This is a genomic window from Candidatus Pseudomonas phytovorans, assembly GCA_029202525.1.
GTDB lineage: Bacteria > Pseudomonadota > Gammaproteobacteria > Pseudomonadales > Pseudomonadaceae > Aquipseudomonas > Aquipseudomonas phytovorans.
This window is the reverse complement of record CP119325.1, coordinates 510,045-536,455: the sequence shown is the minus strand read 5'-3', so window position 1 is coordinate 536,455 and position 26,411 is coordinate 510,045. Positions and strand designations below refer to the sequence as shown.

23 protein-coding genes are annotated in these 26,411 nt (G+C 56.9%); 8 read left to right on the top strand and 15 right to left on the bottom strand.

The annotated features are described in order from the left end of the window. Nucleotides 1-38: 38 nt before the first annotated feature. The 15 genes from atpA to rpmH all read right to left on the bottom strand — a co-directional run bounded on the left by atpA (nt 39) and on the right by rpmH (nt 13,242). Complete coding sequence (gene atpA, locus P0Y58_02325) at nt 39-1,583, bottom strand: F0F1 ATP synthase subunit alpha (GenBank protein WEK31045.1); 1,545 nt, start codon at nt 1,581-1,583, stop codon at nt 39-41. Between the two features lie 21 nt (nt 1,584-1,604). Then, the gene (locus tag P0Y58_02320; protein ID WEK31044.1) at nt 1,605-2,141 is read right to left on the bottom strand and encodes a F0F1 ATP synthase subunit delta; all 537 of its coding nucleotides are present in this window, start codon (nt 2,139-2,141) and stop codon (nt 1,605-1,607) included. Between the two features lie 12 nt (nt 2,142-2,153). After that, a complete protein-coding gene (locus P0Y58_02315; protein WEK31043.1) occupies nt 2,154-2,624 on the bottom strand; it encodes a F0F1 ATP synthase subunit B in 471 nt (156 codons plus the stop codon). Between the two features lie 59 nt (nt 2,625-2,683). Beyond that, entirely contained in the window at nt 2,684-2,941 is a 258-nt protein-coding gene (gene atpE, locus P0Y58_02310) for a F0F1 ATP synthase subunit C (GenBank protein ID WEK31042.1), read from the bottom strand. Between the two features lie 144 nt (nt 2,942-3,085). Next, entirely contained in the window at nt 3,086-3,955 is an 870-nt protein-coding gene (gene atpB / locus P0Y58_02305) for a F0F1 ATP synthase subunit A (protein ID WEK31041.1), read from the bottom strand. A gap of 17 nt (nt 3,956-3,972) precedes the next feature. Further along, on the bottom strand, nt 3,973-4,380 hold the full coding sequence (locus P0Y58_02300; protein WEK31040.1) for a F0F1 ATP synthase subunit I: 408 nt from the start codon (nt 4,378-4,380) through the stop codon (nt 3,973-3,975). A gap of 149 nt (nt 4,381-4,529) precedes the next feature. Then, nucleotides 4,530-5,402: a ParB/RepB/Spo0J family partition protein gene (locus P0Y58_02295; GenBank protein ID WEK31039.1), complete on the bottom strand. Its 873-nt coding sequence runs from the start codon at nt 5,400-5,402 to the stop codon at nt 4,530-4,532. A gap of 9 nt (nt 5,403-5,411) precedes the next feature. Then, nucleotides 5,412-6,203, bottom strand: a complete 792-nt coding sequence (locus tag P0Y58_02290) for a ParA family protein (protein ID WEK31038.1) — start codon at nt 6,201-6,203, stop codon at nt 5,412-5,414. Nucleotides 6,204-6,221: 18 nt separating this feature from the next. Then, a complete protein-coding gene (rsmG, locus tag P0Y58_02285; protein WEK31037.1) occupies nt 6,222-6,872 on the bottom strand; it encodes a 16S rRNA (guanine(527)-N(7))-methyltransferase RsmG in 651 nt (216 codons plus the stop codon). Then, entirely contained in the window at nt 6,869-8,761 is a 1,893-nt protein-coding gene (gene mnmG, locus P0Y58_02280; protein WEK31036.1) for a tRNA uridine-5-carboxymethylaminomethyl(34) synthesis enzyme MnmG, read from the bottom strand. Before mnmG ends, rsmG begins: the two co-directional genes overlap by 4 nt. A gap of 546 nt (nt 8,762-9,307) precedes the next feature. Beyond that, the gene (mnmE, locus tag P0Y58_02275) at nt 9,308-10,678 is read right to left on the bottom strand and encodes a tRNA uridine-5-carboxymethylaminomethyl(34) synthesis GTPase MnmE (protein WEK31035.1); all 1,371 of its coding nucleotides are present in this window, start codon (nt 10,676-10,678) and stop codon (nt 9,308-9,310) included. A gap of 88 nt (nt 10,679-10,766) precedes the next feature. Beyond that, nucleotides 10,767-12,449 (bottom strand): membrane protein insertase YidC, encoded by a 1,683-nt coding sequence (gene yidC / locus P0Y58_02270; protein ID WEK31034.1) that lies wholly within the window; start codon nt 12,447-12,449, stop codon nt 10,767-10,769. 2 nt (nt 12,450-12,451) lie between these two features. Next, the gene (gene yidD / locus P0Y58_02265; protein ID WEK31033.1) at nt 12,452-12,697 is read right to left on the bottom strand and encodes a membrane protein insertion efficiency factor YidD; all 246 of its coding nucleotides are present in this window, start codon (nt 12,695-12,697) and stop codon (nt 12,452-12,454) included. Next, nucleotides 12,690-13,094 (bottom strand): ribonuclease P protein component, encoded by a 405-nt coding sequence (rnpA, locus tag P0Y58_02260; GenBank protein WEK33258.1) that lies wholly within the window; start codon nt 13,092-13,094, stop codon nt 12,690-12,692. The genes yidD and rnpA overlap by 8 nt, the downstream gene beginning before the upstream one ends. Before the next feature lie 13 nt (nt 13,095-13,107). Beyond that, complete coding sequence (gene rpmH / locus P0Y58_02255) at nt 13,108-13,242, bottom strand: 50S ribosomal protein L34 (protein ID WEK31032.1); 135 nt, start codon at nt 13,240-13,242, stop codon at nt 13,108-13,110. Between the two features lie 595 nt (nt 13,243-13,837). On the opposite strand from rpmH, the gene dnaA reads away from it, so the two are divergent. From dnaA to P0Y58_02215, 8 genes are all read left to right on the top strand, one after another. Further along, on the top strand, nt 13,838-15,370 hold the full coding sequence (gene dnaA / locus P0Y58_02250; protein ID WEK31031.1) for a chromosomal replication initiator protein DnaA: 1,533 nt from the start codon (nt 13,838-13,840) through the stop codon (nt 15,368-15,370). Between the two features lie 40 nt (nt 15,371-15,410). Further along, nucleotides 15,411-16,514, top strand: a complete 1,104-nt coding sequence (dnaN, locus tag P0Y58_02245; protein WEK31030.1) for a DNA polymerase III subunit beta — start codon at nt 15,411-15,413, stop codon at nt 16,512-16,514. A gap of 15 nt (nt 16,515-16,529) precedes the next feature. Beyond that, a complete protein-coding gene (gene recF, locus P0Y58_02240; protein ID WEK31029.1) occupies nt 16,530-17,633 on the top strand; it encodes a DNA replication/repair protein RecF in 1,104 nt (367 codons plus the stop codon). 4 nt (nt 17,634-17,637) lie between these two features. Then, nucleotides 17,638-20,058 carry a DNA topoisomerase (ATP-hydrolyzing) subunit B gene (gene gyrB, locus P0Y58_02235; protein WEK31028.1) on the top strand — a complete coding sequence of 807 codons (2,421 nt, stop codon included), beginning with the start codon at nt 17,638-17,640 and terminating at the stop codon, nt 20,056-20,058. Between the two features lie 819 nt (nt 20,059-20,877). Continuing rightward, a complete protein-coding gene (locus P0Y58_02230) occupies nt 20,878-21,516 on the top strand; it encodes a transposase (protein ID WEK31027.1) in 639 nt (212 codons plus the stop codon). After that, on the top strand, nt 21,497-23,458 hold the full coding sequence (locus P0Y58_02225) for a DDE-type integrase/transposase/recombinase (protein ID WEK31026.1): 1,962 nt from the start codon (nt 21,497-21,499) through the stop codon (nt 23,456-23,458). Before P0Y58_02230 ends, P0Y58_02225 begins: the two co-directional genes overlap by 20 nt. Then, a complete protein-coding gene (locus P0Y58_02220; GenBank protein ID WEK31025.1) occupies nt 23,455-24,390 on the top strand; it encodes a TniB family NTP-binding protein in 936 nt (311 codons plus the stop codon). The genes P0Y58_02225 and P0Y58_02220 overlap by 4 nt, the downstream gene beginning before the upstream one ends. 689 nt (nt 24,391-25,079) lie before the next feature. Further along, on the top strand, nt 25,080-26,345 hold the full coding sequence (locus P0Y58_02215) for a helix-turn-helix domain-containing protein (GenBank protein ID WEK31024.1): 1,266 nt from the start codon (nt 25,080-25,082) through the stop codon (nt 26,343-26,345). Nucleotides 26,346-26,411: the final 66 nt, after the last annotated feature.

The window sequence follows — 26,411 nt, the reverse complement described above, 5'->3', positions numbered from 1 at the left end:
TCAGGTTAGCAAGCGGGGGCCAGGGCCCCCGCTGCGGCTTACCAGGTCTGGGTGGCCTTGAACTTCTCGATACCGGCTTTCAGGCCAGCGTCGATTTCGTCGTTGAAGTCACCCTTCACGTTGATCTTCGCCAGCAATTCGGCGTGATCACGGTTGAAGTAGGCGATCAGCGATTGCTCGAAGCTGCCGACCTTGGAGACTTCTACGTCAGTCAGGAAGCCACGCTCAGCGGCGTACAGCGACAGGGCCATGTCCGCGATGGACATCGGCGCGTACTGCTTCTGCTTCATCAGCTCGGTAACGCGCTGACCATGCTCCAGCTGCTTGCGGGTCGCTTCGTCCAGATCGGACGCGAACTGGGCGAATGCAGCCAGTTCACGGTACTGAGCCAGAGCGGTACGAATACCACCGGACAGCTTCTTGATGATCTTGGTCTGAGCGGCACCACCTACGCGGGATACCGAAACACCGGCGTTCACTGCAGGGCGGATGCCCGAGTTGAACATGGCCGATTCCAGGAAGATCTGACCGTCGGTGATGGAAATCACGTTGGTCGGAACGAACGCGGAAACGTCGCCAGCCTGGGTTTCGATGATTGGCAGAGCGGTCAGGGAACCGGTTTTGCCAGTGACAGCACCGTTGGTGAACTTCTCGACGTACTCTTCCGAAACGCGCGATGCACGCTCCAGCAGACGGGAGTGGAGATAGAACACGTCGCCTGGGTACGCTTCACGTCCTGGTGGACGGCGCAGCAGCAGGGAGATCTGACGGTAGGCAACGGCCTGCTTGGACAGGTCATCGTAAACGATCAGTGCGTCTTCACCGCGGTCACGGAAGAACTCGCCCATGGTGCAACCGGCGTATGGCGCCAGGAATTGCAGTGCGGCGGATTCCGAAGCACTGGCAACCACCACGATGGTGTTGGCCAGGGCGCCGTTTTCTTCCAGCTTGCGAACGATGTTGGCAACGGTGGAACGCTTCTGGCCGACAGCAACATAAACGCAGAAAATACCGGAGTCTTTCTGGTTGATGATGGCGTCGATGGCCATGGCGGTCTTGCCGATCTGACGGTCGCCAATGATCAGCTCACGCTGGCCACGGCCGACAGGGATCATGGCGTCGACGGATTTGTAGCCAGTCTGTACAGGCTGGTCTACCGACTTACGCCAGATCACGCCTGGAGCAACTTTCTCGACCGCGTCGGTCTCGGTGTTGCCCAGAGGACCTTTGCCGTCGATCGGGTTGCCCAGTGCGTCAACGACGCGACCCAGCAGTTCCTTACCAACCGGAACTTCCAGGATGCGGCCGGTGCACTTGGCGCTCATGCCTTCGGCGAGGGTGTCATAGGCACCCAGGATCACTGCACCTACGGAGTCTTGCTCCAGGTTCAGGGCCATGCCGTAGACGCCGCCAGGGAACTCGATCATTTCGCCGTACATGACGTCGGCCAGACCGTGGATCCGCACGATACCGTCGGATACCGAAACAACGGTACCTTCGTTACGGGCTTGGGAGCTCACATCGAGGTTGTCGATGCGGCCCTTGATGATTTCACTAATTTCGGAAGGATTGAGTTGCTGCATTGCTCTGCTGCCCCTTCAAACTCAAGATTTCAATGCTTCGGCCAGTTTCGCGATTTTGCCGCGAACAGAGCCATCGATTACCAGGTCACCAGCGCGGATGACGACGCCGCCAATCAGGCTGGCATCCTCCGACGCGTGCAGGCGCACTTCCTGGCCTAACCGTGCACTGAGAACCTTGGCGAGTTTGTCTTGCTGTTCTTGGTTCAACGCGAAGGCACTGGTGACTTCCACGTCCACGGATTTCTCTTGCTCGGCCTTGTACAGGTCGAACAGATTGGCAATCTCCGGCAAAAGCAGGAGACGGTCGTTTTCCGCGGCAACATGAATGAAATTCTGTGCCTGTGCATTGAACTTGTCACCGCACACGTCAATGAACGTGGCGGCCTTTTCTGCGCTCGTCAGTCGCGGGGCCTTGAGCAGGCGCTGCATGGTGTCATCTTGCGACACCGCAGCAGCCAGGCCGAGCATGGCTGACCAATTGGCCAGTTGCTGATGGGCCTGGGCATGCTCAAAGGCAGCCTTAGCGTAAGGTCGGGCCAACGTGGTCAGTTCTGCCATGATCGCCCTCGCTTAAATTTCAGCGGCCAGTTTGTTAACCAGCTCCGCATGCGCGTTTTGATCGATTGTGGCGCCAAGGATCTTTTCAGCACCGCCAACGGCCAGAGCACCCACTTGGGCACGCAGGGCGTCTTTAGCGCTGTTCAGTTCCTGTTCGATCTCGGCCAGAGCCTGAGCCTTCACACGGTCAGCTTCGACGCGGGCCTGTTCACGGGCTTCCTCGACAAGCTGAGCAGCGCGTTTCTTGCTTTGCTCAATGATTTCGGCTGCCTGTGCTTTAGCTTCACGCAGTTGCTGACCCGCTTTCTCTTGGGCCAGCTCCAGGTCGCGAGCTGCGCGGTTGGCAGCGTCCAAGCCGTCGGCAATCTTCTTTTGGCGCTCTTGCAGGGCAGTGATGACCGGAGGCCATACATACTTCATGCAGAAGAGTACAAAAATCAGGAAGGCAACGGATTGGCCAATCAGGGTTGCATTAATATTCACGCCAACACCTCGCTCGGTCTTTGGTTCATCACAGCTATCAACTCGTGGTTAACGAGTGATCAGCCGGCGATTTGACCAACGAACGGATTCGCGAAGGTGAAGAACAGAGCGATACCAACACCGATCATGGTTACGGCGTCGAGCAGACCGGCAACGATGAACATTTTAACCTGCAGCATTGGAACCATTTCTGGCTGGCGAGCAGCGCCTTCCAGGAATTTGCCGCCCAGCAGGCCGAAACCAATGGCGGTACCCAGAGCACCCAGGCCGATCAGCAGAGCAACAGCGATAGCGGTCAGACCAACTACAGTTTCCATCTTTCCTCCCGACTTTTACGTCGTATTGGTTAGGTTTTTAAGTTGAAGCGGTAAAACAAATCGTTTGGTACAGCATGCCCTTGCGGACTTTTTAAGCCCTCCCCCCAAACCGGCGGGAAAGGCTATCAGACACGCCAGGCGGTCTTAATGGTTATCTTCGTGTGCCATCGACAGGTAGACGATGGTCAGCATCATGAAGATGAAAGCTTGCAGGGTGATGATCAGGATGTGGAACACAGCCCACGCCCATTGCAGCACCACACCCAGGCCGCTCAGCCAGAGCAGGCCGGAGCCGAACATTACAGCGATCAGGATGAACACCAGTTCGCCGGCATACATGTTGCCGAACAGACGCAGTGCCAGCGAGATCGGCTTGGCGATCAGGGTGACGAATTCCAGCAGGAAGTTGACCGGAATCAGCAGGATCTGCAGGAAGATGTTCTTGCTGCCGAACGGGTGCAGGGTCAGCTCACCGAGGAAGCCGCCCAGGCCCTTGACCTTGATGCTGTAGAAAATGATCAGGGCGAACACACTGAAGGCCATGGCCAGGGTCGCGTTCGGGTCGGTGGTCGACACGGCGCGGAACGGAATGTGCGGATCACCGGAAATCAGGATGGCCAGCTGAGGAATCCAGTCGACCGGTACCAGGTCGACGGCGTTCATCAGGAATACCCAGACGAAGATGGTCAGCGCCAGTGGTGCAATCACCGGGCTACGGCCGTGGAAGGAGTCCTTCACGCTGCCATGGACGAAGTCGACCATCACTTCCACGAAGTTCTGCAAACCGCCAGGTTGACCGGAAGTTGCCTTCTTGGCCGCCATGCGGAAGATGAACAGGAAGATCAAACCCAGCGCGACGGACCAACCCAGGGTGTCCACGTGGAACGCCCAGAAGCCCATTGCCTTGGCTTCTGCAGCCGAATGGGCGAAGCCCCAGCTGCCGTCTGGTAATTGACCATAGGTCAGGTTCTGCAAGTGGTGCTGGATATAACCCGAAGCGGTTTCTTCTGCCATGGTTGCCTCAAACGCCCTTAAGGTCTCGAAAGTCTTTTATTCATCAGCAGGGGCGCGAACCAGCTGACCCAAAGGGTCAACACGAAGACGCCGAATACTGCCAACGGCGCCAGTGGCTTCACTCCTGCGAAGGTCAGTGCAAAAAGCACTGCCGTCAAAATCATCTTGCCTGCCTCGCCAGCGTAAAACGACTTGACGATGGCTTGTGCCGCCCGAGCCCCGCTGAAGCGAAAAGCCTTCCAGGCGAAATACACATTGGGCAGCCAAGCGATCAAACCTCCGCAAAGGCCTGAATATCCACTGACCACCCCTTTCCACTGCCACAAAACCAATGTTGCCAGCAGCAGTACGACAAATTGAGCCAGCAGTACCGGAAAAACCGCCCAGCGATGGAAAGGCAGGCGGTTTGGCGTGCGGATTTCCATCACAACTGCTCCTCGGAAGTCGACCAACAAGTCAGTTATGACTTGGCATAATTTGTGCCGACAAAATGCGCGCAGAGTATAGGGGTGGATTAACCCCTATTCAACTCTTCGGTAGTGATTTCCGACTGCGCGCTACAACAGGAATTGTTTCAGCGGATGTGAGCAAGCACGCCTTGCAACTCGTCAAGCGAGTTGTAGCGAATAACCAACTGGCCTTTGCCCTTGTTGCCATGACGGATCTGAACGGCCGAGCCCAGGCGCTCTGCGAGCCGCTGTTCAAGGCGTGCGATGTCCGGATCAGGTTTGCTCGGTTCGACCGGATCAGGCTTGTCACTCAGCCACTGACGTACCAGTGCCTCGGTTTGGCGCACGGTGAGGCCACGTGCGACAACATGACGCGCCCCCTCCTCCTGACGGTTTTCGTCCAGGCCGAGCAATGCGCGTGCATGGCCCATCTCCAGGTCACCGTGGGCGAGCATGGTCTTGATCGCGTCAGGCAGGGTAATCAGGCGCAGCAGGTTGGCCACGGTTACCCGCGATTTGCCTACGGCGTCAGCCACCTGTTGCTGGGTGAGCTCGAATTCCTGCTGCAGGCGCTGCAGGGCCATGGCCTCTTCCAGCGGGTTGAGGTCTTCGCGCTGGATGTTCTCGATCAGCGCCATGGCAATGGCGGCTTCATCCGCCACTTCACGGACCATGGCCGGGATCGTGTCCAGGCCGGCCTGCTGGGTGGCACGCCAGCGGCGCTCACCGGCAATGATCTCGTAGCGGTTGTCGCCAATCGGGCGGACCACGATCGGTTGCATCACGCCATGGCTGCGAATCGAGTGCGCAAGCTCTTCCAGCGCCTGGGGGTCCATGTCCCGGCGTGGCTGGTACTTGCCCCGCTGAATCAGCTCGACCGGCAGGTGTTGCAGTTCTTTCTGGTCGATCTTCACAGCCTGCTCTTCGAGCGCGCTGACGGAAGGACCACTGAGCAGTGCATCCAACCCACGTCCGAGACCCCGTTTCTTGACGGCCATACGGATTCCTTAAGTTGTTTGTGCAGTGCGTGATTGACGGCGTTGACGGCGAACCAGTTCCCCAGCCAGGGCCAGATAAGCCAGCGCACCACGCGACTGCTTGTCGTAGGCCAGGGCAGGCATGCCGAAGCTGGGGGCCTCGGCCAGGCGAATGTTTCGCGGAATGACCGTGTCGTACAGCTGCGGGCCGAAGTGCTCCTTCAACTGCGCCGAAACATCGTTGTTCAGGCTCAGGCGCGGGTCGAACATGGTCCGCAGCAGGCCTTCGATCTTCAGCTCCGGATTCAACCGGGCAGCGATGCGCTTGATGTTATCCACAAGGTCGCTGAGACCTTCCAGCGCGTAGTACTCGCACTGCATGGGGATAATCACGCCATCGGAAGCGACCAGAGCGTTCAGGGTGAGCATGGACAGCGACGGTGGGCAGTCGATGAGGATGTAGTCGTAGCTCTCGCGGATGGGCGCCAGAGCGTTGCGCAGGCGGCTCTCCTTGACCTGCATTTCCAGCAGCACCACTTCGGCGGCGGTCAGGTCTCGGTTGGCCGGCAGCAACTGGAAACCACCGTGTTCGGAGTAATGCATGGCCTGGGCCAGGTCGCATTCCCCGATCAGCAGGTCGTAGACCGAGTGCTCGAGCTCGTGTTTGTCCACACCGCTGCCCATGGTGGCGTTGCCCTGCGGATCGAGGTCGATCAGCAGCACACGACGCTTGGTCGCGGCCAGCGAGGCGGCGAGATTGATACAGGTGGTAGTCTTGCCTACACCACCTTTCTGGTTCGCGATTGCGAATACCTTAGCCATTGATGCGCGTGTTCCCAGTCATGCCTTGCGGCGCAGTATCAGCAGATGGCGCTGGCCCTGGCAACCCGGAACGGTCAGGGCCTGTTCGCTTTCCACTGTGAAGTCTGCGGGCAATGCTACCAGTTCATCGGCAGGATGCAGCCCCTTCATTGCAAGCCATTGCGTCCCGGTGTCGCCCAGATGGCGGGTCCAGTTGGTGAAATTCTCCATGCTGCTGAAAGCGCGGGAGATGATTCCGTCGAACGGCTGAGCCGGTTGGAAGGCTTCGACCCGGCTGTGGATAACCTGCAGGTTATCCAGCTTGAGTTCCATTTTCACTTGGGTCAGGAAGCGGGTCTTTTTGCCATTGCTATCCAGCACCGTCACCTGTTTGCGCGGATGAAGGATAGCCAGGGGAATGCCCGGCATGCCACCACCACTGCCAACATCCAGCCAGTTATCGCGCTCGCTGTGGATAAACGACATGACGCTGAGGCTGTCGAGCAGATGGCGGGAAACCATCTCGTCCGGATCACGGACGGCAGTGAGGTTGTAGGCTTTGTTCCATTTGATCAACAGGGCCAGGTAGCCGAGCAGCTTTTCGTGCTGCTCCGGGCTTAGCTCGACACCGAGCTGGCGGGCACCTGTGGACAACTCTTCGGCATGTTGCGGGGTGACCAGGGAACTCAAGCGCTTTGCTCCAATTCGCGGCCAGCGCCGCGTTTTTTCAAGTAAATCAGCAACAGGGAAATGGCTGCCGGGGTCACGCCCGGGATGCGAGAAGCCTGGCCCAACGTTTGCGGACGGGTCTGACCCAGCTTGCCCTGGATCTCCTTGGACAGCCCGGAAATCGTCGAGTAGTCGATATCCACAGGCAGCTGGGTATCTTCACTGGCGCGCAGTCGTGCGATTTCATCCTGCTGGCGGTCGATGTAACCGGCGTATTTGGTCCGGATCTCGACCTGCTCGGCTACCTGTGGATCGATCGCTTCACCGCCGGTCGCCTCAATCAGGCCGGCATAGTCGATTTCCGGGCGGGCCAACAGGTTAAGCAGGCTGTATTCGTGGCTGAGCGGAGTGCCGAACTTATCCACAACCGCCTGGCCTTGCTCGGTATTCGGGCGAACCCAGGTGGACTTGAGGCGCTGTTCCTCTCGTTCGATACCGTCGCGCTTGGTGCAGAAAGCAGCCCAGCGCTCGTCGTCGATCAAGCCGAGTTCGCGGCCTTTTTCGGTCAAGCGCAGGTCTGCGTTGTCTTCGCGCAGGATCAAGCGGTACTCGGCACGCGAAGTGAACATGCGGTACGGCTCCTGGGTACCCAGGGTGATCAGGTCGTCGACCAGTACCCCGATGTACGCCTCATCGCGACGCGGGCACCAGCTTTCGCGGCCTTGCGCACGCAGTGCAGCGTTGGTACCCGCCAACAAGCCTTGTGCACCGGCCTCTTCGTAACCGGTGGTGCCGTTGATCTGCCCGGCGAAGAACAGGCCGCCGATCACTTTGGTCTCGAGGCTGTACTTGAGGTCACGCGGGTCGAAGTAGTCGTACTCGATGGCGTAGCCCGGGCGCACGATGTGAGCGTTTTCCATGCCGCGGATCGAGCGCACCAGTTCCAGCTGCACGTCGAACGGCAGGGAAGTGGAAATACCGTTGGGATACAGCTCGTGGGTGGTCAGGCCTTCCGGCTCGATGAACACCTGGTGGCTTTCCTTGTCGGCAAAGCGGTGGATCTTGTCTTCGATGGACGGGCAGTAACGTGGGCCGACACCTTCGATCACGCCCGAGTACATCGGCGAACGGTCGAGGTTCGAGGCAATGATCTCGTGGGTGCGCGCATTGGTGTGGGTAATCCAGCAGCTCACCTGGCGTGGGTGCATCTGGGCATTGCCCATGAACGACATCACCGGGATTGGCGTATCGCCTGGCTGCTCGGTCATGACCGAGAAATCCACCGAGCGACCATCGATGCGCGGCGGTGTACCGGTTTTCAGGCGACCGACGCGCAGCGGCAGTTCACGCATGCGGTGGGCCAGGGCAATCGAAGGTGGATCACCGGCACGACCACCGGAATGGTTTTGCAAACCAATGTGGATAAGCCCGCCGAGGAAAGTACCGGTGGTCAATACCACCGATTCGGCGAAGAAACGCAGACCCATCTGCGTCACCACGCCTTTGACCTGGTCCTGCTCGACGATCAGGTCGTCGCAGGACTGCTGGAATATCCACAGGTTCGGCTGGTTCTCCAGGATTTCACGCACCACTGCCTTGTAGATGGCGCGGTCGGCCTGGGCACGGGTGGCACGTACGGCCGGGCCCTTGCGGTTGTTCAAAACGCGGAACTGGATGCCGCTCTTGTCAGTGGCCAGCGCCATGGCGCCGCCGAGGGCATCGATCTCTTTGACCAGATGGCTTTTGCCAATACCGCCGATGGCGGGGTTGCAGCTCATGTGACCGAGGGTTTCCACGTTATGGGTCAGCAGCAGGGTTTTCACACCCATGCGTGCAGACGCAAGCGCAGCCTCGGTACCGGCATGGCCGCCGCCGATGACGATCACTTCAAAACGGGAAGGGAAATCCACCACGCACCTCGTGCCTGTTTTTGCGAATAGAGAAGGTAAGCCGACAAGTATAGGGACTTCACCCCCTTTAAAGAAACCGTCTGAACAAATTTTGACCAGTCTGTGGATGAGTGGCAGACAACAGAAATCAACAAGAAGAAATTTATAAAAGCTTTGTTTTTATGTTTATTCTTATGCACAACGATATCTGTGGATAAAGCCTTACAGGCCACAAATTACGTCGTGTAGAGAGAAATTAAACCCTGTGGTTGGAGTGCCATGAGGCCTCTGGATAACACCTTTTAGCCTGTGGATTAAATGGCTATTTACCCACAGGCGGATTTTTCCTCAGAAAAAAAGACTGGTTATCAACCGAGCTGAAGGCGGGTTTTCCACAGGGCTCCTGATCGTAAATACGTGCTTGTGGATGAAAAAATTTTTGAAATAGCGCCCAGACGTGGACAAAGTGGGAGCGGCTCGCCTGACTGCGGTCATCTCCTGCAACGAATTTCAGGCAAAAAAAAGCCGCTCCCGAAGGAGCGGCGTGCCGCGTTGCCTGGCTGTGGATTACTTGCCGATGCAGAAGCTGGAGAAAATCCGCCCCAGCAGGTCATCCGAGCTGAACGCGCCGGTGATTTCTCCCAGCGCATGCTGTGCCTGGCGCAAGTCCTCAGCCAGCAGCTCTCCTGCACCCGCCAACGTCAGTTGGGCACGGCCGTGCTCCAGGTGCTCGCTGGCCTGGCGCAAGCCATCCAGATGGCGCCGGCGGGCGCTGAAGCCACTCTCGGCAGTCTGTTCGTAACCCATGCAGGCCTTCAGATGGTCGCGCAGCAGTTGCAGCCCTGTGTCGTCGCCCTTGGCGCTGAGGGTGATGGTCACATGCCCGTCATCGCACTGTTCCAACCCTACCCGCTCACCACTCAGGTCAGCTTTGTTGCGAATCAGCGTGACCTTCGCCGGGTCAGGCCGCTGATCGAGAAACTCCGGCCACAAGGCGAACGGGTCGCTGGCCTCGGGTGCGGTGGAGTCGACCACCAGCAACACGCGATCGGCCTCGCCAATGGCCTTCAGCGCGCGTTCTACGCCGATTTTTTCCACATGATCGTCGGTATCACGCAAACCGGCGGTATCGACCACATGCAGCGGCATACCGTCGATGTGGATATGTTCACGCAGGATGTCCCGGGTAGTACCGGCGATATCAGTGACGATGGCTGCTTCCCGTCCGGCCAACTGGTTCAGCAGGCTCGACTTGCCGGCGTTTGGTCGGCCGGCGATGACCACGGTCATACCGTCACGTAGCAGGGCGCCCTGGCCGGCCTCACGCTGTACGGTGGATAACTCGCCACGCACGGCATCGAGCATCGACAGCACGTGGCCATCGGCAAGAAAGTCGATCTCCTCCTCCGGGAAGTCGATCGCTGCCTCGACGTAGATACGCAGGGCAATCAACGCCTCGGTCAGGCTGTGCACACGCTTGGAGAATTCCCCTTGCAGCGAGCGCAGGGCGTTGCGCGCTGCCTGGCTGGAGCTGGCCTCGATCAGGTCGGCAATGGCTTCGGCCTGGGCCAGGTCGAGCTTGTCGTTGAGGAAGGCGCGTTCGCTGAACTCGCCAGGGCGGGCCAGCCGACAGCCAACTTGTACACAGCGCTGCAGCAGCATATCCAGAACCACCGGGCCACCGTGGCCCTGCAACTCGAGCACATCTTCGCCGGTGAACGAATTCGGCCCTGGGAAGAACAGCGCAATCCCTTCGTCCAGCACCAGCCCTTCATCATCGCGGAACGGGCCGTAATGGGCATGACGAGGGGTCAGGGTACGGCCGGTGATCAATTGCCCGGCCTTGCCAGCCAAGGGGCCGGACAACCTGACAATACCCACACCGCCACGGCCTTGCGCGGTAGCGATGGCGGCGATGGTTTCACGCACAGTGTTCATGCTCGAAAGCCTCTACGACAAAAACGACAGATAGCAAAAACGCCCCACTAGGGGGCGTTTTTTATTCACAGGCTAGCGTACTAGCCCGTCAAGCAGCAGCTTTTTTGGTGGCTGCTTCGATACGGCGGGTGATGTACCACTGCTGCGAAATAGACAGGCAGTTGTTCACAACCCAGTACAGCACCAGACCAGCCGGGAACCACAGGAAGAAGAAGGTGAAGATGATCGGCATCATTTTCATCACCTTGGCCTGCATCGGATCCGGCGGCGTCGGGTTCAGACGCTGCTGGATGAACATGGTAGCGCCCATGATGATCGGCAGGATGAAGAACGGATCCTTGATCGACAGGTCGGTAATCCACAGCATCCATGGGGCCTGGCGCATTTCCACGCTTTCCAGCAGCACCCAGTACAGGGCCAGGAATACCGGCATCTGCACCAGGATCGGCAGGCAGCCGCCCAGCGGGTTGATCTTCTCTTTCTTGTACAGCTCCATCATCGCCTGGGACATCTTCTGGCGATCGTCACCGAAGCGTTCCTTCAGTGCGGCGAGCTTGGGCGCAACAGCGCGCATGCGCGCCATCGAGCGGTAGCTGGCAGCCGACAGCGGGAAGAACAGGCCTTTGATCAGCATGGTCAGCACGATGATCGACCAGCCCCAGTTACCCAGCAGGCTGTGGATATGTTGCAGCAGCCAGAAGATCGGCTGGGCAATGAACCACAGGAAGCCGTAGTCGACGGTCAGTTCCAGGCCTGGGGACAACTCTTTCAGCTTGGACTGGATTTTCGGGCCGGCGTACAGCATGGCGCTGGTTTCGACCTTGCCACCTGCAGGTACGCTGAGCGCAGGGCCGGTATAGCCGATGATGTAGTTGCCCTGGCTGTCCTTGCGGGTCTGGACAACGTTGTTGTCCGACTTGGCCGGAATCCAGGCAGTCACGAAGTAGTGCTGCAGCCAGGCAACCCAGCCGCCGGACACATTTTCTTTCAAACTACCTTTGTCGATGTCCTTCATCGAGACCTTTTTGTAAGGCTCGGAAGCTGTCCACAGGGCTGCGCCCAGGTAGGTTGCAGTGCCGGTTGCAGTGCTCGAAGACGGATCGCCGCTGGCGTCACGCTTGAGCTGGGCAAACATGTTGCCGCTCCAGGCCTGATCGCTCTGGTTGTCGATCAGGTAGCTGACACTCAGGTCGTACTCACCGCGCTTGAAGCTGAAGCGCTTGATGTAGTTGACACCGTTGTCGCTGAATTTCAGATCGACCACCAGTTGTTCCTGGCCGTCGGCCAGCTGGAAGCTTTTCTGTTCGGCGGCATACAGCGGCCGGCCGCTGGCGCGGGCATCCGGGCCATTGGCACCGGTCAGGCCGCTTTGTGCCAGGTAAACACGCTCACCACCATTGTCGAACAACTGGAATGGAATGTTCGGGTGGTCTTGACGGCGTGGGTACTTCGGCAGGTTCAACTGGACGATGTCACCACCGACCGGATCGATAGCCAGTTCCAGAACGTCGGTCTTGACTCGGATCAGGTCCTTGCTGAGTGCGACCGGTGCCAGTTCGGCAGGGCTCGATTCGGCGTTGGCGCTCGGTACATCGGCGCTGGCGCCGTTGTTACCGGCCGGCACGCCATCGGGCAAGCCCGGAGCAACAGTGCTGGCAGCAGTATTCTGAGTCGGCAGGGCAGCCTGGCCGTAGTCATCGTTCCACTTCAGGACCATGACGTAGGACACGACTGCCAGCGCGGCGATCAGGATCGTGCGTTTAATATCCATGATTACTCGGCTATCGAAGAAGTTCGGGAGGAAGGAGCGGGCGGGACGGGGTCGAAACCGCCGTCATTCCACGGATGACAACGCCCCAGGCGACGAACGGCCAGCCACCCACCACGCCAGATGCCATGGTTTTCGATGGCTTCATAAGCGTAACAGGAGCAACTGGGGAAAAAACGACAGTGATTGGCCATCAGAGGACTAATGGCGTAACGGTAAAACTGGATCGGAACGAGTGCCAGTTTACGCATCTTGGCTGTCTACCCCTGCGGAATTGGCGGTGACTGCTGGAGTTGGCCGGCTGCGCGCCAGGCGTTTCCAGAGTTTGCCAAAGTGTTGGTGCAATTCCGGGTTTTCTACATCCCCCAATCCCTTGCGCGCGACGATCACGATGTCCAACCCGGCAAGCGATTGCTGGTGCAGACGAAAGGAATCGCGCATCAAGCGCTTGAGGCGGTTGCGTTGAACGGCGAGCTTGACGCTCTTCTTGCCGATCACCAGGCCGAGACGTGGGTGATCGAGACCGTTCTCGCGAGCAAGGATCAGCAGGTTTTTCCCTGGAACCTTGCCGGTTGGGGAGTCGAAGACCGCTTTGAAGTGTCGGGGTGTAAGCAGTCGCTTTTCCCGACTGAAGTCCTGACTCACCACCTGTGCCGAAAAATCAAATGGCCAGACGCTTACGGCCTTTGGCACGACGACGCGACAGAACAGCACGGCCGTTCTTGGTAGCCATACGGGCACGGAAACCGTGGGTGCGGGCGCGCTTGATGGTGCTTGGTTGGAAAGTACGTTTCATGGCGTGTTACCTGGTTTGTCGACGACGGGCCGGGATGGCCCCCTTTTTAAGAGACCGGCGATTCTAGAGAAAGCAAGCCCATAGGTCAATTTCCAACCAGCGTTTCCCTATAGGCCGTGTGATGGACGGTGCCTGTTCGCTCATCCTCGAGGGGTGCTTGATCGAACACACGAATCAGGGACAACATGAAAAAAAAGAAGAGACATATAAAAAGCTTTTCTGAAGAACTTATAAATATTAGGTGGATAACCTTCTGTGGATAACCTCGTGTAGGCTAGAAAACACGTGCTGTACAGAGTTTTACAACTGTGTTCTTAACCGGTGCTGCGCTTGTATTCATCGTGGTCGAAACCTGTGGATTAAAAAGCTGCTTATCCACAGTCGAGTTATCAACAGATCAGCACCCAGGGTTGTGCATAGCCCTCATGGCCGCTTATCCACAGGGCTTATTCACAGCGTGTAAAAGCCGTTTTGGTCGATAAATGGCTGTTTTGTCATGGTTCCTAACGTGTCCACATGTGGATAACTGAACGCTCGACCGGTACAATGGCGGTTTGTTTTTGCCTCATCCGGCTTTCAAACTCAGGGGATATCCGTGTCAGTGGAACTTTGGCAGCAGTGCGTGGAGCTTCTGCGCGATGAACTGCCTGCCCAGCAATTCAACACCTGGATCCGTCCGCTACAGGTCGAAGCCGAAGGCGACGAGTTGCGCGTCTATGCGCCTAACCGTTTCGTTCTCGATTGGGTCAATGAAAAGTACCTGGGCCGCTTGCTTGAGCTGCTGGGCGAAAACGGCAGCGGCATTGCGCCTGCCCTTTCCTTATTAATAGGCAGCCGCCGCAGCTCGGCGGCAAGGGCTGCGCCTAACGCGCCGGTCAGCGCCGCCGTGGCCGCTTCGCTGGCGCAAAGCCAGGCACAAAAACCGCTGCCGGTAACGGCAGCGGTCGAACACGTGGCTGTAACGGCCTCGGAGCCTGTGCTGGTCAATGAACCGGCTGAGCCGTCCTCGCGTGACAGATTCGATGCCATGGCCGAGCCCGTTTCACCGCCAGCCGGCAATGCCCGGACCGAACAGCGCACCGTACAGGTTGAAGGTGCGCTCAAGCACACCAGCTACCTGAACCGCACGTTCACCTTCGACACCTTCGTTGAAGGTAAGTCGAACCAGTTGGCGCGCGCCGCAGCCTGGCAGGTGGCTGATAATCCCAAGCATGGCTATAACCCGCTGTTCCTGTATGGCGGCGTTGGCCTGGGTAAAACCCACCTTATGCATGCTGTGGGTAACCACCTGCTGAGGAAAAACCCGAATGCCAAGGTCGTGTACCTGCACTCGGAGCGCTTTGTTGCAGACATGGTCAAGGCGCTGCAGCTCAACGCCATCAACGAATTCAAGCGCTTCTACCGTTCGGTGGATGCGTTGCTGATCGACGATATCCAGTTCTTTGCCCGCAAAGAGCGCTCACAGGAAGAGTTTTTCCATACCTTCAACGCCCTGCTTGAGGGCGGCCAGCAGGTAATCCTTACCTCTGACCGTTATCCCAAGGAGATCGAAGGCCTGGAAGAGCGCCTGAAGTCGCGCTTCGGTTGGGGGCTGACGGTGGCTGTCGAGCCACCAGAACTGGAGACCCGTGTAGCGATCCTGATGAAGAAGGCCGACCAGGCCAAGGTAGAGCTGCCGCATGATGCAGCCTTCTTCATTGCCCAGCGTATTCGCTCCAACGTACGTGAGCTTGAAGGTGCACTGAAGCGGGTGATCGCCCATTCGCACTTCATGGGCCGCGATATCACCATCGAGTTGATCCGTGAGTCGCTGAAAGACCTGCTGGCGCTGCAAGATAAACTGGTCAGTGTGGATAACATTCAGCGAACCGTTGCCGAGTACTACAAGATCAAGATCTCTGATCTGTTGTCCAAGCGCCGCTCGCGTTCTGTTGCGCGCCCACGTCAGGTGGCCATGGCCCTGTCCAAGGAGCTGACCAACCACAGCCTGCCGGAGATAGGCGACATGTTCGGTGGTCGCGACCACACGACCGTGCTGCACGCCTGCCGCAAGATCAATGAATTGAAGGAATCCGATGCGGACATCCGCGAGGACTACAAGAACCTGCTGCGCACGCTGACGACCTGATGGCCGTCTGCGCAGCTAATTGAAGGCAAGGGACTAGACCATGCATTTCACCATTCAACGCGAAGCCCTGTTGAAACCCCTGCAACTGGTCGCCGGTGTCGTAGAGCGCCGTCAGACCTTGCCGGTCCTGTCCAACGTATTGCTGGTCGTGCAAGGCCAGCAACTGTCGTTGACCGGTACCGACCTGGAAGTCGAACTGGTAGGCCGCGTACAACTGGATGAGCCGGCCGAGCCTGGCGAAATCACTGTGCCGGCGCGCAAGCTGATGGACATTTGTAAAAGCCTGCCTAACGACGCGCTGATCGACATCAAGGTCGACGAGCAGAAACTGTTGGTAAAGGCCGGCCGCAGCCGTTTCACCCTGTCGACCCTGCCTGCCAATGACTTCCCGACTGTGGAAGAAGGCCCGGGCTCGCTGACCTGTAACCTGGAACAGAGCAAGCTGCGCCGTCTGATCGAACGCACCAGCTTCGCCATGGCCCAGCAGGATGTGCGTTACTACCTCAATGGCATGCTGCTGGAGGTTTCCCGTAACACCCTGCGCGCAGTATCCACTGACGGCCACCGTCTGGCGCTGTGTTCCATGACTGCGCCGATCGAGCAGGAGGACCGCCATCAAGTCATCGTGCCACGCAAAGGCATTCTTGAGCTGGCGCGTCTGTTGACCGACCCGGAAGGCATGGTCAGCATCGTCCTGGGCCAGCACCACATTCGCGCCACTACCGGTGAATTCACCTTCACCTCCAAGCTGGTGGACGGCAAGTTCCCGGACTACGAGCGTGTACTGCCAAAGGGCGGCGACAAGCTGGTCGTCGGCGACCGTCAGGCGCTGCGTGAGGCCTTCAGCCGTACTGCGATTCTTTCCAACGAAAAGTACCGTGGTATTCGCCTGCAACTGGCCGCTGGCCAATTGAAGATCCAGGCCAACAACCCCGAACAGGAAGAAGCTGAAGAAGAGATCAGTGTGGACTACGAAGGTAGTTCGCTGGAGATTGGCTTCAACGTCAGCTACCTGCTGGACGTGTTGGGCGTGATGACTACCGAGCAAGTTCGTCTGATTCTGTCCGATTCCAACAGCAGTGCGCTGCTGCAGGAAGCTGGCAATGACGATTCTTCCTACGTTGTCATGCCGATGCGCCTGTAACCAGTAGCAGGCGCAATGTCCCTTCGACGGATCATGGTCACCGCGGTGCGCAACTTGCACCCGGTGACTATCTCGCCCTCCCCCCGTATCAATATCCTCTACGGCGCCAACGGCAGTGGCAAGACCAGTGTGCTTGAGGCCGTGCATTTGCTCGGCTTGGCGCGCTCATTCCGCAGCACCCGGCTGAACCCGGTCATCCAGTACGAACAGCCTGCCTGCACTGTGTTTGGCGAAGTGCAGTTGGCCGAAGGTAGTACCAGCAACTTGGGTGTGTCCCGTGAGCGGCAGGGAGAATTCACCATACGCATTGATGGGCAGAACGCACGCAGCGCTGCCCAGCTGGCGGAATTATTACCGCTGCAGCTCATCAACCCAGACAGTTTCCGGCTGCTGGAAGGTGCCCCGAAAATACGCCGTCAGTTCCTGGATTGGGGGGTGTTCCACGTGGAACCTCGTTTTCTGCCAGCCTGGCAACGGCTGCAGAAGGCGCTGCGGCAGCGAAACTCATGGTTGCGGCATGGTACACTTGACGCAGCTTCGCAAGCCGCCTGGGACCGGGAATTGTGCCTGGCCAGCGCGGAAATAGATGAATACCGTCGCAACTACATCAAGGCCTTGAAGCCTGTCTTCGAGCGAACCCTGAGCGAACTGGTCGAGCTGGACGGGTTGACCCTGAGCTATTACCGAGGCTGGGACAAGGACCGGGAACTGCAAGAAGTACTCGCATCCTCTCTCCTTCGCGATCAGCAGATGGGCCATACCCAGGCCGGTCCGCAGCGTGCTGATCTGCGTCTTCGTCTGGCTGCCAACAATGCGGCCGACATCCTGTCGCGTGGTCAGCAAAAGCTGGTGGTGTGCGCGTTGCGCATTGCCCAAGGCCACCTCGTTAGCCAGGCTCGCCGCGGTCACTGTATTTATCTCGTGGATGACTTGCCGTCCGAACTGGATGACAAGCACCGCCGCGCGCTATGCCGCTTGCTAGAAGAATTACGCTGCCAGGTGTTCATCACCTGTGTAGATCACGAATTACTGAGGGAAGGCTGGCAGACGGAAACGCCAGTTGCTTTGTTCCACGTGGAACAAGGCCGTATCACCCAGACCCACGACCATCGGGAGTGAAGGCATGAGCGAAAATCAAACGTACGACTCTTCCAGCATCAAAGTGCTGAAAGGTCTGGATGCCGTACGCAAGCGTCCCGGCATGTACATTGGCGACACCGATGATGGTAGCGGCCTGCACCACATGGTCTTCGAGGTGGTCGACAACTCGATCGACGAAGCCCTCGCCGGTCACTGCGATGACATCACTGTCATCATCCACACGGACGAATCCATCAGTGTGCGCGATAACGGTCGCGGCATTCCGGTCGACGTGCATAAAGAAGAAGGCGTTTCCGCAGCTGAGGTCATCATGACCGTACTGCACGCCGGCGGTAAGTTCGACGATAACTCCTACAAGGTATCCGGCGGCTTGCACGGCGTAGGTGTTTCTGTTGTGAACGCGCTGTCCGAGAAGCTGGTGCTGACCGTTCGCCGTAGTGGCAAGATCTGGGAACAGACCTACGTTCATGGCGTACCACAAGCGCCGATGGCGGTCGTTGGTGAAAGTGAAACCACCGGTACCCATATCCACTTCAAACCGTCGGCGGAAACCTTCAAGAATATTCATTTCAGCTGGGACATCCTGGCCAAACGTATCCGCGAGTTGTCGTTCCTAAACTCGGGCGTTGGCATTCTGCTGAAGGATGAGCGCAGCGGTAAGGAAGAGTTCTTCAAGTATGAAGGTGGCCTGCGGGCATTTGTCGAGTACCTGAATACCAACAAGACGCCAGTCAACTCCCAGGTGTTCCACTTCAACGTTCAGCGTGACGATGGCGTCGGTGTGGAAGTCGCTCTGCAGTGGAACGACAGCTTCAACGAAAACCTGCTGTGCTTCACCAACAACATTCCTCAGCGCGACGGCGGTACTCACCTGGTGGGTTTCCGTTCTTCGCTGACCCGCAGCCTGAACAGCTACATCGAACAGGAAGGCCTGGCCAAGAAGAACAAGGTGGCGACCACGGGTGACGACGCCCGTGAAGGCCTGACCGCGATTATCTCGGTTAAGGTACCGGACCCCAAGTTCAGCTCGCAGACCAAAGACAAGCTGGTCTCCTCGGAGGTGAAAACCGCCGTGGAACAGGAGATGAACAAGTACTTCTCCGACTTCCTGCTGGAGAATCCGAACGAGGCCAAGGCCGTCGTTGGCAAGATGATCGACGCCGCGCGTGCCCGTGAAGCGGCACGCAAAGCCCGTGAGATGACCCGCCGCAAAGGTGCGCTGGATATCGCCGGGCTGCCAGGCAAACTGGCGGACTGCCAGGAGAAGGACCCTGCCCTTTCCGAACTGTACCTGGTGGAGGGTGACTCCGCAGGTGGTTCGGCCAAGCAAGGCCGTAACCGTCGTACCCAGGCAATCTTGCCGCTGAAGGGTAAAATTCTCAACGTCGAGAAAGCACGCTTTGACAAGATGATCTCGTCCCAGGAAGTGGGCACGCTGATCACTGCGCTTGGCTGCGGTATTGGCCGCGAAGAGTACAACATCGACAAGCTGCGCTATCACAACATCATCATCATGACCGATGCTGACGTCGACGGTTCGCACATCCGTACCCTGCTGCTGACCTTCTTCTTCCGTCAATTGCCGGAGCTGGTCGAGCGCGGCTACATCTACATCGCCCAGCCGCCACTGTACAAGGTGAAAAAAGGTAAGCAGGAGCAGTACATCAAGGACGACGAGGCCATGGAAGAATACATGACCCAATCGGCCCTTGAAGACGCAAGCCTGCACCTGGACGAGTCGGCGCCAGCAGTTTCGGGTGTGCAGCTGGAAGCGCTGGTAAACGAATTCCGTGGTGTCATGAAGACGCTCAAACGCCTGTCGCGTTTGTACCCGCAAGAGCTGACCGAGCACTTCATCTACCTGCCTGAGGTGACCTTGGAGCAGTTGGGTGACCACGCAGTGATGCAAGCCTGGCTGGCCCAGTTCCAGGCGCGTCTGAACAACAGCCAGAAGTCTGGCCTGGCTTACAACGCCAGCCTGCGTGAAGACAAAGAGCGCAACGTATGGCTGCCGGAAGTGGAAATCACCTCCCACGGCCTGGCCAGCTACGTCACGTTCAACCGCGACTTCTTCGGCAGCAATGACTACCGGACGGTGGTCAACGTTGGTGCCAAGCTGTCGAGCCTGTTGGGTGAAGGTGCTTACGTACAGCGTGGTGAGCGCCGTAAGGCAATCGTCGAGTTCAAGGAAGGCCTGGACTGGCTGATGAACGAGACCACCAAGCGTCACACCATCCAGCGATACAAAGGGCTGGGTGAGATGAACCCGGACCAGCTGTGGGAAACCACCATGGACCCGACCGTCCGCCGTATGCTCAAGGTCACCATCGAGGATGCGATCGCTGCTGACCAGATCTTCAACACCCTGATGGGTGATGCAGTTGAGCCACGTCGTGAGTTCATCGAAAGCAACGCGCTGTCGGTATCGAACCTGGACTTCTGATCAGGTGTAGGTTCACAGAAAAGCTGCACGCTTTCACAAATAGATGACCGGGCGGGCCCAAATCCGTCGGTCACCATCAAGCCCGCATTAGCGGGCTTTTTTTTGCTTCCAATTCCTGTGGGCACCCTGCCCCCCAACGCCTGGTCTGAGGCTGGCCGCCTGCGTATGGATTGTGGAAGTGAAGATCAGGCCGAAGGGCTCGGCGGATGAATCTGGAAGGGAGTAGCGAACCCAGCAAGTCTTTAATAATGCGGTGAAATCTAAAAAGCAGTTAATTAAATCTGCTTGTATTAATTTAATACGGATAACAGGAAACTGTAAGAAACACGAAACTGGCAAATTGGATTAAATGTAGATTTCAATAGAGTGTTGGAATAAGATCTATGACCGCATTTTTTAGATTGCAGATTGGATGTCTACGCCAATCAGACAGTTGAAGCAAAAACCTAAGATCAAATCGAAACTGCTGGTGCGGTGACAAGCGTCTTGCTTAGAAAGAAAGAGATCAAGGCGATCTCTGAAAATTCGGATTAGTCATTAAATCCAGACTATTCCAGCAGAAAGTGGAGGCCAAAATGTAGAAAAACGCGACCAAAACCGAGAGGTTCTGACCGCGCTTAGCGAAGCGGACTTGCGACGTGAGAAACCGCAATGTCTGCTTTTTCGAAGCCCCTGTCAATCCTCTCCCATCTTTTCGACCTTAGCGAGGCCACTCGACGGCACAGTGTTGCCTGTCGAAAGGCCTCCCTTAGCCTGCCCTGCGCCTCTGCTTTTTTGGCGCAGAGGCGGCGCTTGTTTCGAGATTTTTGGAGGTGTTTCATGACGGTGAGAAAGGTAGTCACACGTCGGTCTAACCACTACCGCGGGTATTTTCCATCGCTAAAAAATCAAAAGCCTGTGCCCTGGGAATCTCAGCTGGAGGGTGCTTTTTTTCGGCTTCTTGAGCTGTCGCCTGCGGTCATCAGCTACGTCGTTCAGCCTAGTGAGGAGCGTGTTCCCTCAGCTCAGGGGTATTTCAAATACTACCCCGACGTACGAGTTTTCCTCTCAGATGGGCGGGACTGGTGGTTTGAGGTGAAGCCGGAAGAACGCCTAAACATAGCCAGAGTCAGAGATCGGCTGGAAACAGCTGAACGCCATTTCATATCTACCGGCCGTAACTTTTCGGTAGTCACTGACAAGCTGATTGAAGAAGAGCCCCTTGCTAGCAACCTTCGTCGATTGATGTCTCACCGGCGAGGTCCAGTGCTTTCGGGTGAGAAGCTTGAGGAGGTGCTCACTGTCCTTAATGACCAGGTCCCCAAGAATGTTTCCGATCTTTTGTTGGCTGTAGGTGAGAGGCCGGGTTGGCGTCTTCTTGGGTTGGGTATTGTGGGTATCGAACTCAATAAGCCTCTCGACACTGACTCCCCGATCTTCCTACAGGGAGGGCACCGTCATGCAGACCTTTTCCCTTAAGGTGAAATTGGTCGTCATTGTGCGTGGCGTCCTGATGGTCCTTGAGAAGAGGCTCATCGACCGGAGATTGCTCTTTTTCGATGAGCTCGGCGAACCCACGAAGCTGTCCGAGAAAGAGTTTTATCAGGGCTATGAAAGGCGTGAGATTGAGGTCACTGCTGATCAGCCTTACCTCGGGAGGGTTCCGTATGTCCGGAACATCCCTCCAGATATTTCGTGTTTCCCAAAAAAGCACGGAGATGAGGCATTGCGTCGACGCAAGTATCTGAATGCCCTTACTGGGCGTGGCCAACACAAGCTGCCGAGTGAAGAAGATATGTTCGAAGAGCTCAGGAAAATCGCCAAGAAAATTGGAGATGCTTGTGCACCCTCGATATCAACCATTCGCCGATGGGCGTCAAAATACATAAGTGACAATGTCATAAAGCTCATCCCTCAGCATGCCCTTAAGGGGCGAGCTCCCTCGATACAAGGAGAGCTGGAGGCGATACTCGGGGATGTGATCGCAGAGCATTACCTTAAGCCGACGCTTCCTACTGCCAGCAAGGTCATAGCTGAGTTCCAAGATCGAGTGAAGCAGAAAAACCTGTCTCGATTGCCTTCCGATCAGCTAAAGATGCCATGTGGAATGACCGTCCGAAGGTACCTCGCACGGCTGGATCCATACCTGGTTGATGAGGCCAGGTTAGGGAAACACGCCGCCAAGCAAAAACACCGTACGGCCATAGGTATGCTGCGCGTTCATGAGATCTTGGAGCGGTGGGAGATTGATCACACTCAACTAGACGTACAGCTGGTGGATGAAACCACGGGACTCTGTATCGGACGCCCCTACCTGACGATTGTCATGGACCGATTCTCCCGGATGGTGATGGGCTATCTGCTTCACCTCTCGGCGCCGAACACAGAGACCGTTCTTCGGGTCATTGAGCGCGCTATTCGTCCCAAAGCCGAGCTGCTCACGCGCTTTCCTAAGGTGCGGAATGAATGGTGGGCCCGAGGCTTACCGACACGGATCGTTCCGGACAACGCAGCTGAATTTCACGCTGGTGATCTCATCATGGGGTTCAACGAACTGGGTATTGAGATTATGTACCCCGCTTCCAGGGCTCCTCAGAAGAAAGGTGCGGTAGAACGTTTTTTCAGTACCCAGAACCTGGGGCTGATTCATAACCTACCTGGGACCACCTTCTCGAATATTCAACAACGTGGTGACTACGACTCAGAGAAGAATGCTTGCTTCACTCTGCCCCAACTGGAAGCGGTGCTGGTGAAATGGATCGTGGATGGTTATCACCAAACGCCGCACCGGGGACTAGCGATGCTGACTCCTGCCCAGGTCTGGGCGACCAGCGAGGCGAATCACGTCATCTCACTCCCCGTCGACCTAGATTCGTTGGAATGCATCTTGGCCAAGCGCAGCTCGGTGAAGGTTCACCATTACGGAGTCGAGATTGGAAAGTTGTTCTATCACTCCACGGAGCTCGCGGAACTGCGTATGCGTCTGGCAGAGGGTGAGAAGGTTAACGTTCGTTATCGCGATGAGGCCGGACACGTTTGGGTGCACGATCGCTTCAGAAACTTGTTCTTTCAAGTACCAGCTAAAGACGAGCGCATGGTTGGCAAGAGCCGGGAGCTGTGGAGGGTTGCAGAAAAAGCACTGCGGGAGAAATACGGTGAGCAACCCAGCTTCGAAGCTACTCACCAGTGCTATCAGGAAATCATGGAGGATGTCGAAGAGGCTCGCCTTTCGCAGAAGCTCAGGCAGAGACGCGAAGCTGCCCGAGCCAAAATTGATAAAGAAGGTCGCAAGAGCGAGATCGGGCCTCCTCCTAAAGTACTCGGCGAAATGGAATGGGGCGACGATTCCATTGATCACATACCACCCGCTGCTGCTTTCAAAGTTTCGGTTCGTTCGCCTGCAGGGAGTAACAAACCATGAATGTCTCTGAGTCGCCAAAACTCACCTTCTCGCTACGACACAGGTTTATCCACAGCTCCCAGGCGGTACGAGCGTTGACCCGTCTCAGCGAGGTTCACGCCGATAGTCGGCGTGCCGGGACCAGTAACGGTTTACTGATTCAGGGCCCTAGTGGCGTAGGCAAAAGCACTCTGATCATGGAATACATCCGGTCATTAGAGGATGCCGGCAGCATTGATTCAGAAAAACGGACTGTTTTGTTTGTAGAGATACCTTCGTCGCCCACCAAGAAGAGTCTCGCGGCAGCGATGCTGGCAGCGCTTAAGGATCCATTCGCAACAGCGCGGGGACATTCTGGCGAGGTTAAATTTGCCCGTGTGGTCCTGCTCTTGAAGAATCTCGGTGTGGAGGTGGTAGCGCTCGATGAGGTACAGCATCTGGTCGACTATCACCGACACGGCGCTTATGAGACAGCAGACTGGATCAAGAGCTTGATGAACGATACGAGCATCACGTTCGTTTTGCTTGGTCTGAAGCGTACTGAGCGTTTACTTAAAGCGAACGAGCAACTGCGCCGCAGGTTTTCGGCCACGGTGGATTATGACCGCTTCACCTTGACCGGCAAATCCTCAGTCCAGTTCGTGATGCTTCTTGGGGCGATTCAGGGCGAACTGCCTGTTCCTACGGTGAGTTTCATTGAGCCAACAATGATCAAACGCTTTCACCTGGCCTCCTATGGCTTGATTGATTACCTCATCAAGGTCGTGGATCGAGCCGTCTGGCTGGTCATAAGCCGTGGCTTAGCAGGAATTGAGCTACCCGTGCTCGCTGAGGCGTTCGAGGATGAGGTTTGGAGCAGAGCCACAGAGGAACGTAACCCCTTCAGTGCGAGTTTCAATTTCCAGCCACTGATTGGGATGGACGAGCCGTTCGCGGAAGTTGAAGAGTACTAGTGCTAATGACGAGGGCTGGGTGTAGCCCGGCCCTACTCCTCTGATCTTTATGTCTTCAATTTCATGGATGTGTAGGAATGTTTGGTCTTCTAATTAACCCTCGACCTCATCACGACGAAAGCCTCTCAGGCTATTTGCAACGGCTCGCCTGGGCTAACGGGCTCACCAGTACCGACGCGCTCAGGGCTTTCAAGCAGGCGGATGACTCTGACGTTAAAGAGTGGATCCGCCATTGTGGTACACTGCGGAGTTGGCATGAGGCGGCAGTGGAGCTTCGCTCACCCATAACCAGGCCTTTTAAGATTTGGTCGGTGCGCAGTGTCAGGTTCTGCGCGCAGTGCCTGGCTGAGGGAGGCTACTGGAAGGAAACTTGGGAAATCACTTTGGTCACCTCGTGTACTTCCCACCGAACGGAACTCTTAAACTGCTGCCCACATTGCAGTTCGAAAACCTGTCATAACTCGATGCTCGATAACAGATGCAAAGCATGCGGGTTTTCGCTTGCTAGCCCTGGCGCTGAGGAATGCACACGGTTAGCTAGCGAACCGTGCCAGTGGCTGTCCTCGGCGCTGGAGAATGCGTTCTACTCACCGCCCTTGCCGAATGCTGGCGGACTTTCAGGACTACCCTTCAACGATCTGCATGAGCTCGCGGCGCGTTTAGCTGTTCGGCGCACGCGAGCTCAAACCTTGATGCAACTGAAGGTGCCAGAAATTTCCTTAGTGGGCGTCTCAAGGACGTTGGCAGATGCAGCAGCCAGGATTCTCATGGATTGGCCAATCGCATTCAGGCAGTTGCTCGGCGACCTCAAGCACGCTCACTCCAGTTCCGGAGAGTGGAAAGTGACAAGCGCTTTTGGTCCCATCTATCGAGATATCCATCATAGTTTGAGTGCCGCTTGCTTCAGCTTCGTCCGCGACGAATTTGAGTCTTATCTGCTGGAAGAATGGTCGGCACCGTTGTCGAATCGAAATCGGTACCTCAGCCACCAGACGGTCGAAAATCATCTGTGGGTACCCCTTCAAACCGCGGCTAAGGCGATGGGTTTATCGAGAGCCGCAGTGGTGACTCTCTGCCAGCGCGGGCTCATTGATCACCGAGAGGAAAAGAGAGGTTCGCGGTTACTGAGGGTGGTCCACCTTGGACAGCTTCAAGAGGTGTCTTATCACAGACATGCGGCGGTCACGTTGAGCGGGGCTTCTAAGATCCTCGGTCTCAGCATGACGCGCGTCCGCCAACTCCTTTCGGCCGGCCTTCTAGAATTCTTTGGCGAGCGCCAGGTGGGTCGCAGCCCATGGTTTGTGTCTAGAGATTCGCTTGATGAGTTGATGCCGGGTGATGTCGACCTGGTAACTGAATCGGGGCTGTTAACGATCAATTTCACTGCCAAGCATTATCTACCCGCAGGCGGAGGTCTCGTTGAATTGCTTCAGGCAATCAAATCCGGCGCCCTACAGGCTTATCGTAGCGATGAGGATGAGTCAGTGGCCTTGGGTCAGTTGTTAGTGAGGTCAACTGATCTCGCACTCTGGATGCAGGAGCGTTTCCGAGAAAGCGATTTTGACTTCTCCGGATTATCGGTTTCCCAAGCAGCAGCGATACTGGGGGTCAAGGAGGAAGTCGCCTACGCGTGTGTCCGCTTGGGGCTGCTTAAAAGTAATCCTGCGAAAATTGGCCGTTGCACCCAGCACCGAGTTACTCCGAAGGCGATTGAAACGTTCAGACAGAAGTACATCCTTGGCCCTGAGATTGCTGCTTACTTGGGGATGTCACCGAGAGACTCACTCAGGCATCTATGGGACATTCGGTTCAGGCCCATTGCCGGCCCGACAATGGTGAATGCTTCCTGCCGACAATACGTATGGTCCCGAAGCAAGAAATTGGCCGACTACCTTGTGTGGAGGACCGCTCACGGCAGTGACGCACATGATGCACATGCGTCTGTCCAGGCCTAATAGCTCGGGCTCTGAAAAGGGTGTCGATGGATCTATGTGGGTAATCCTCAAGTCCCAGTCTGGGAC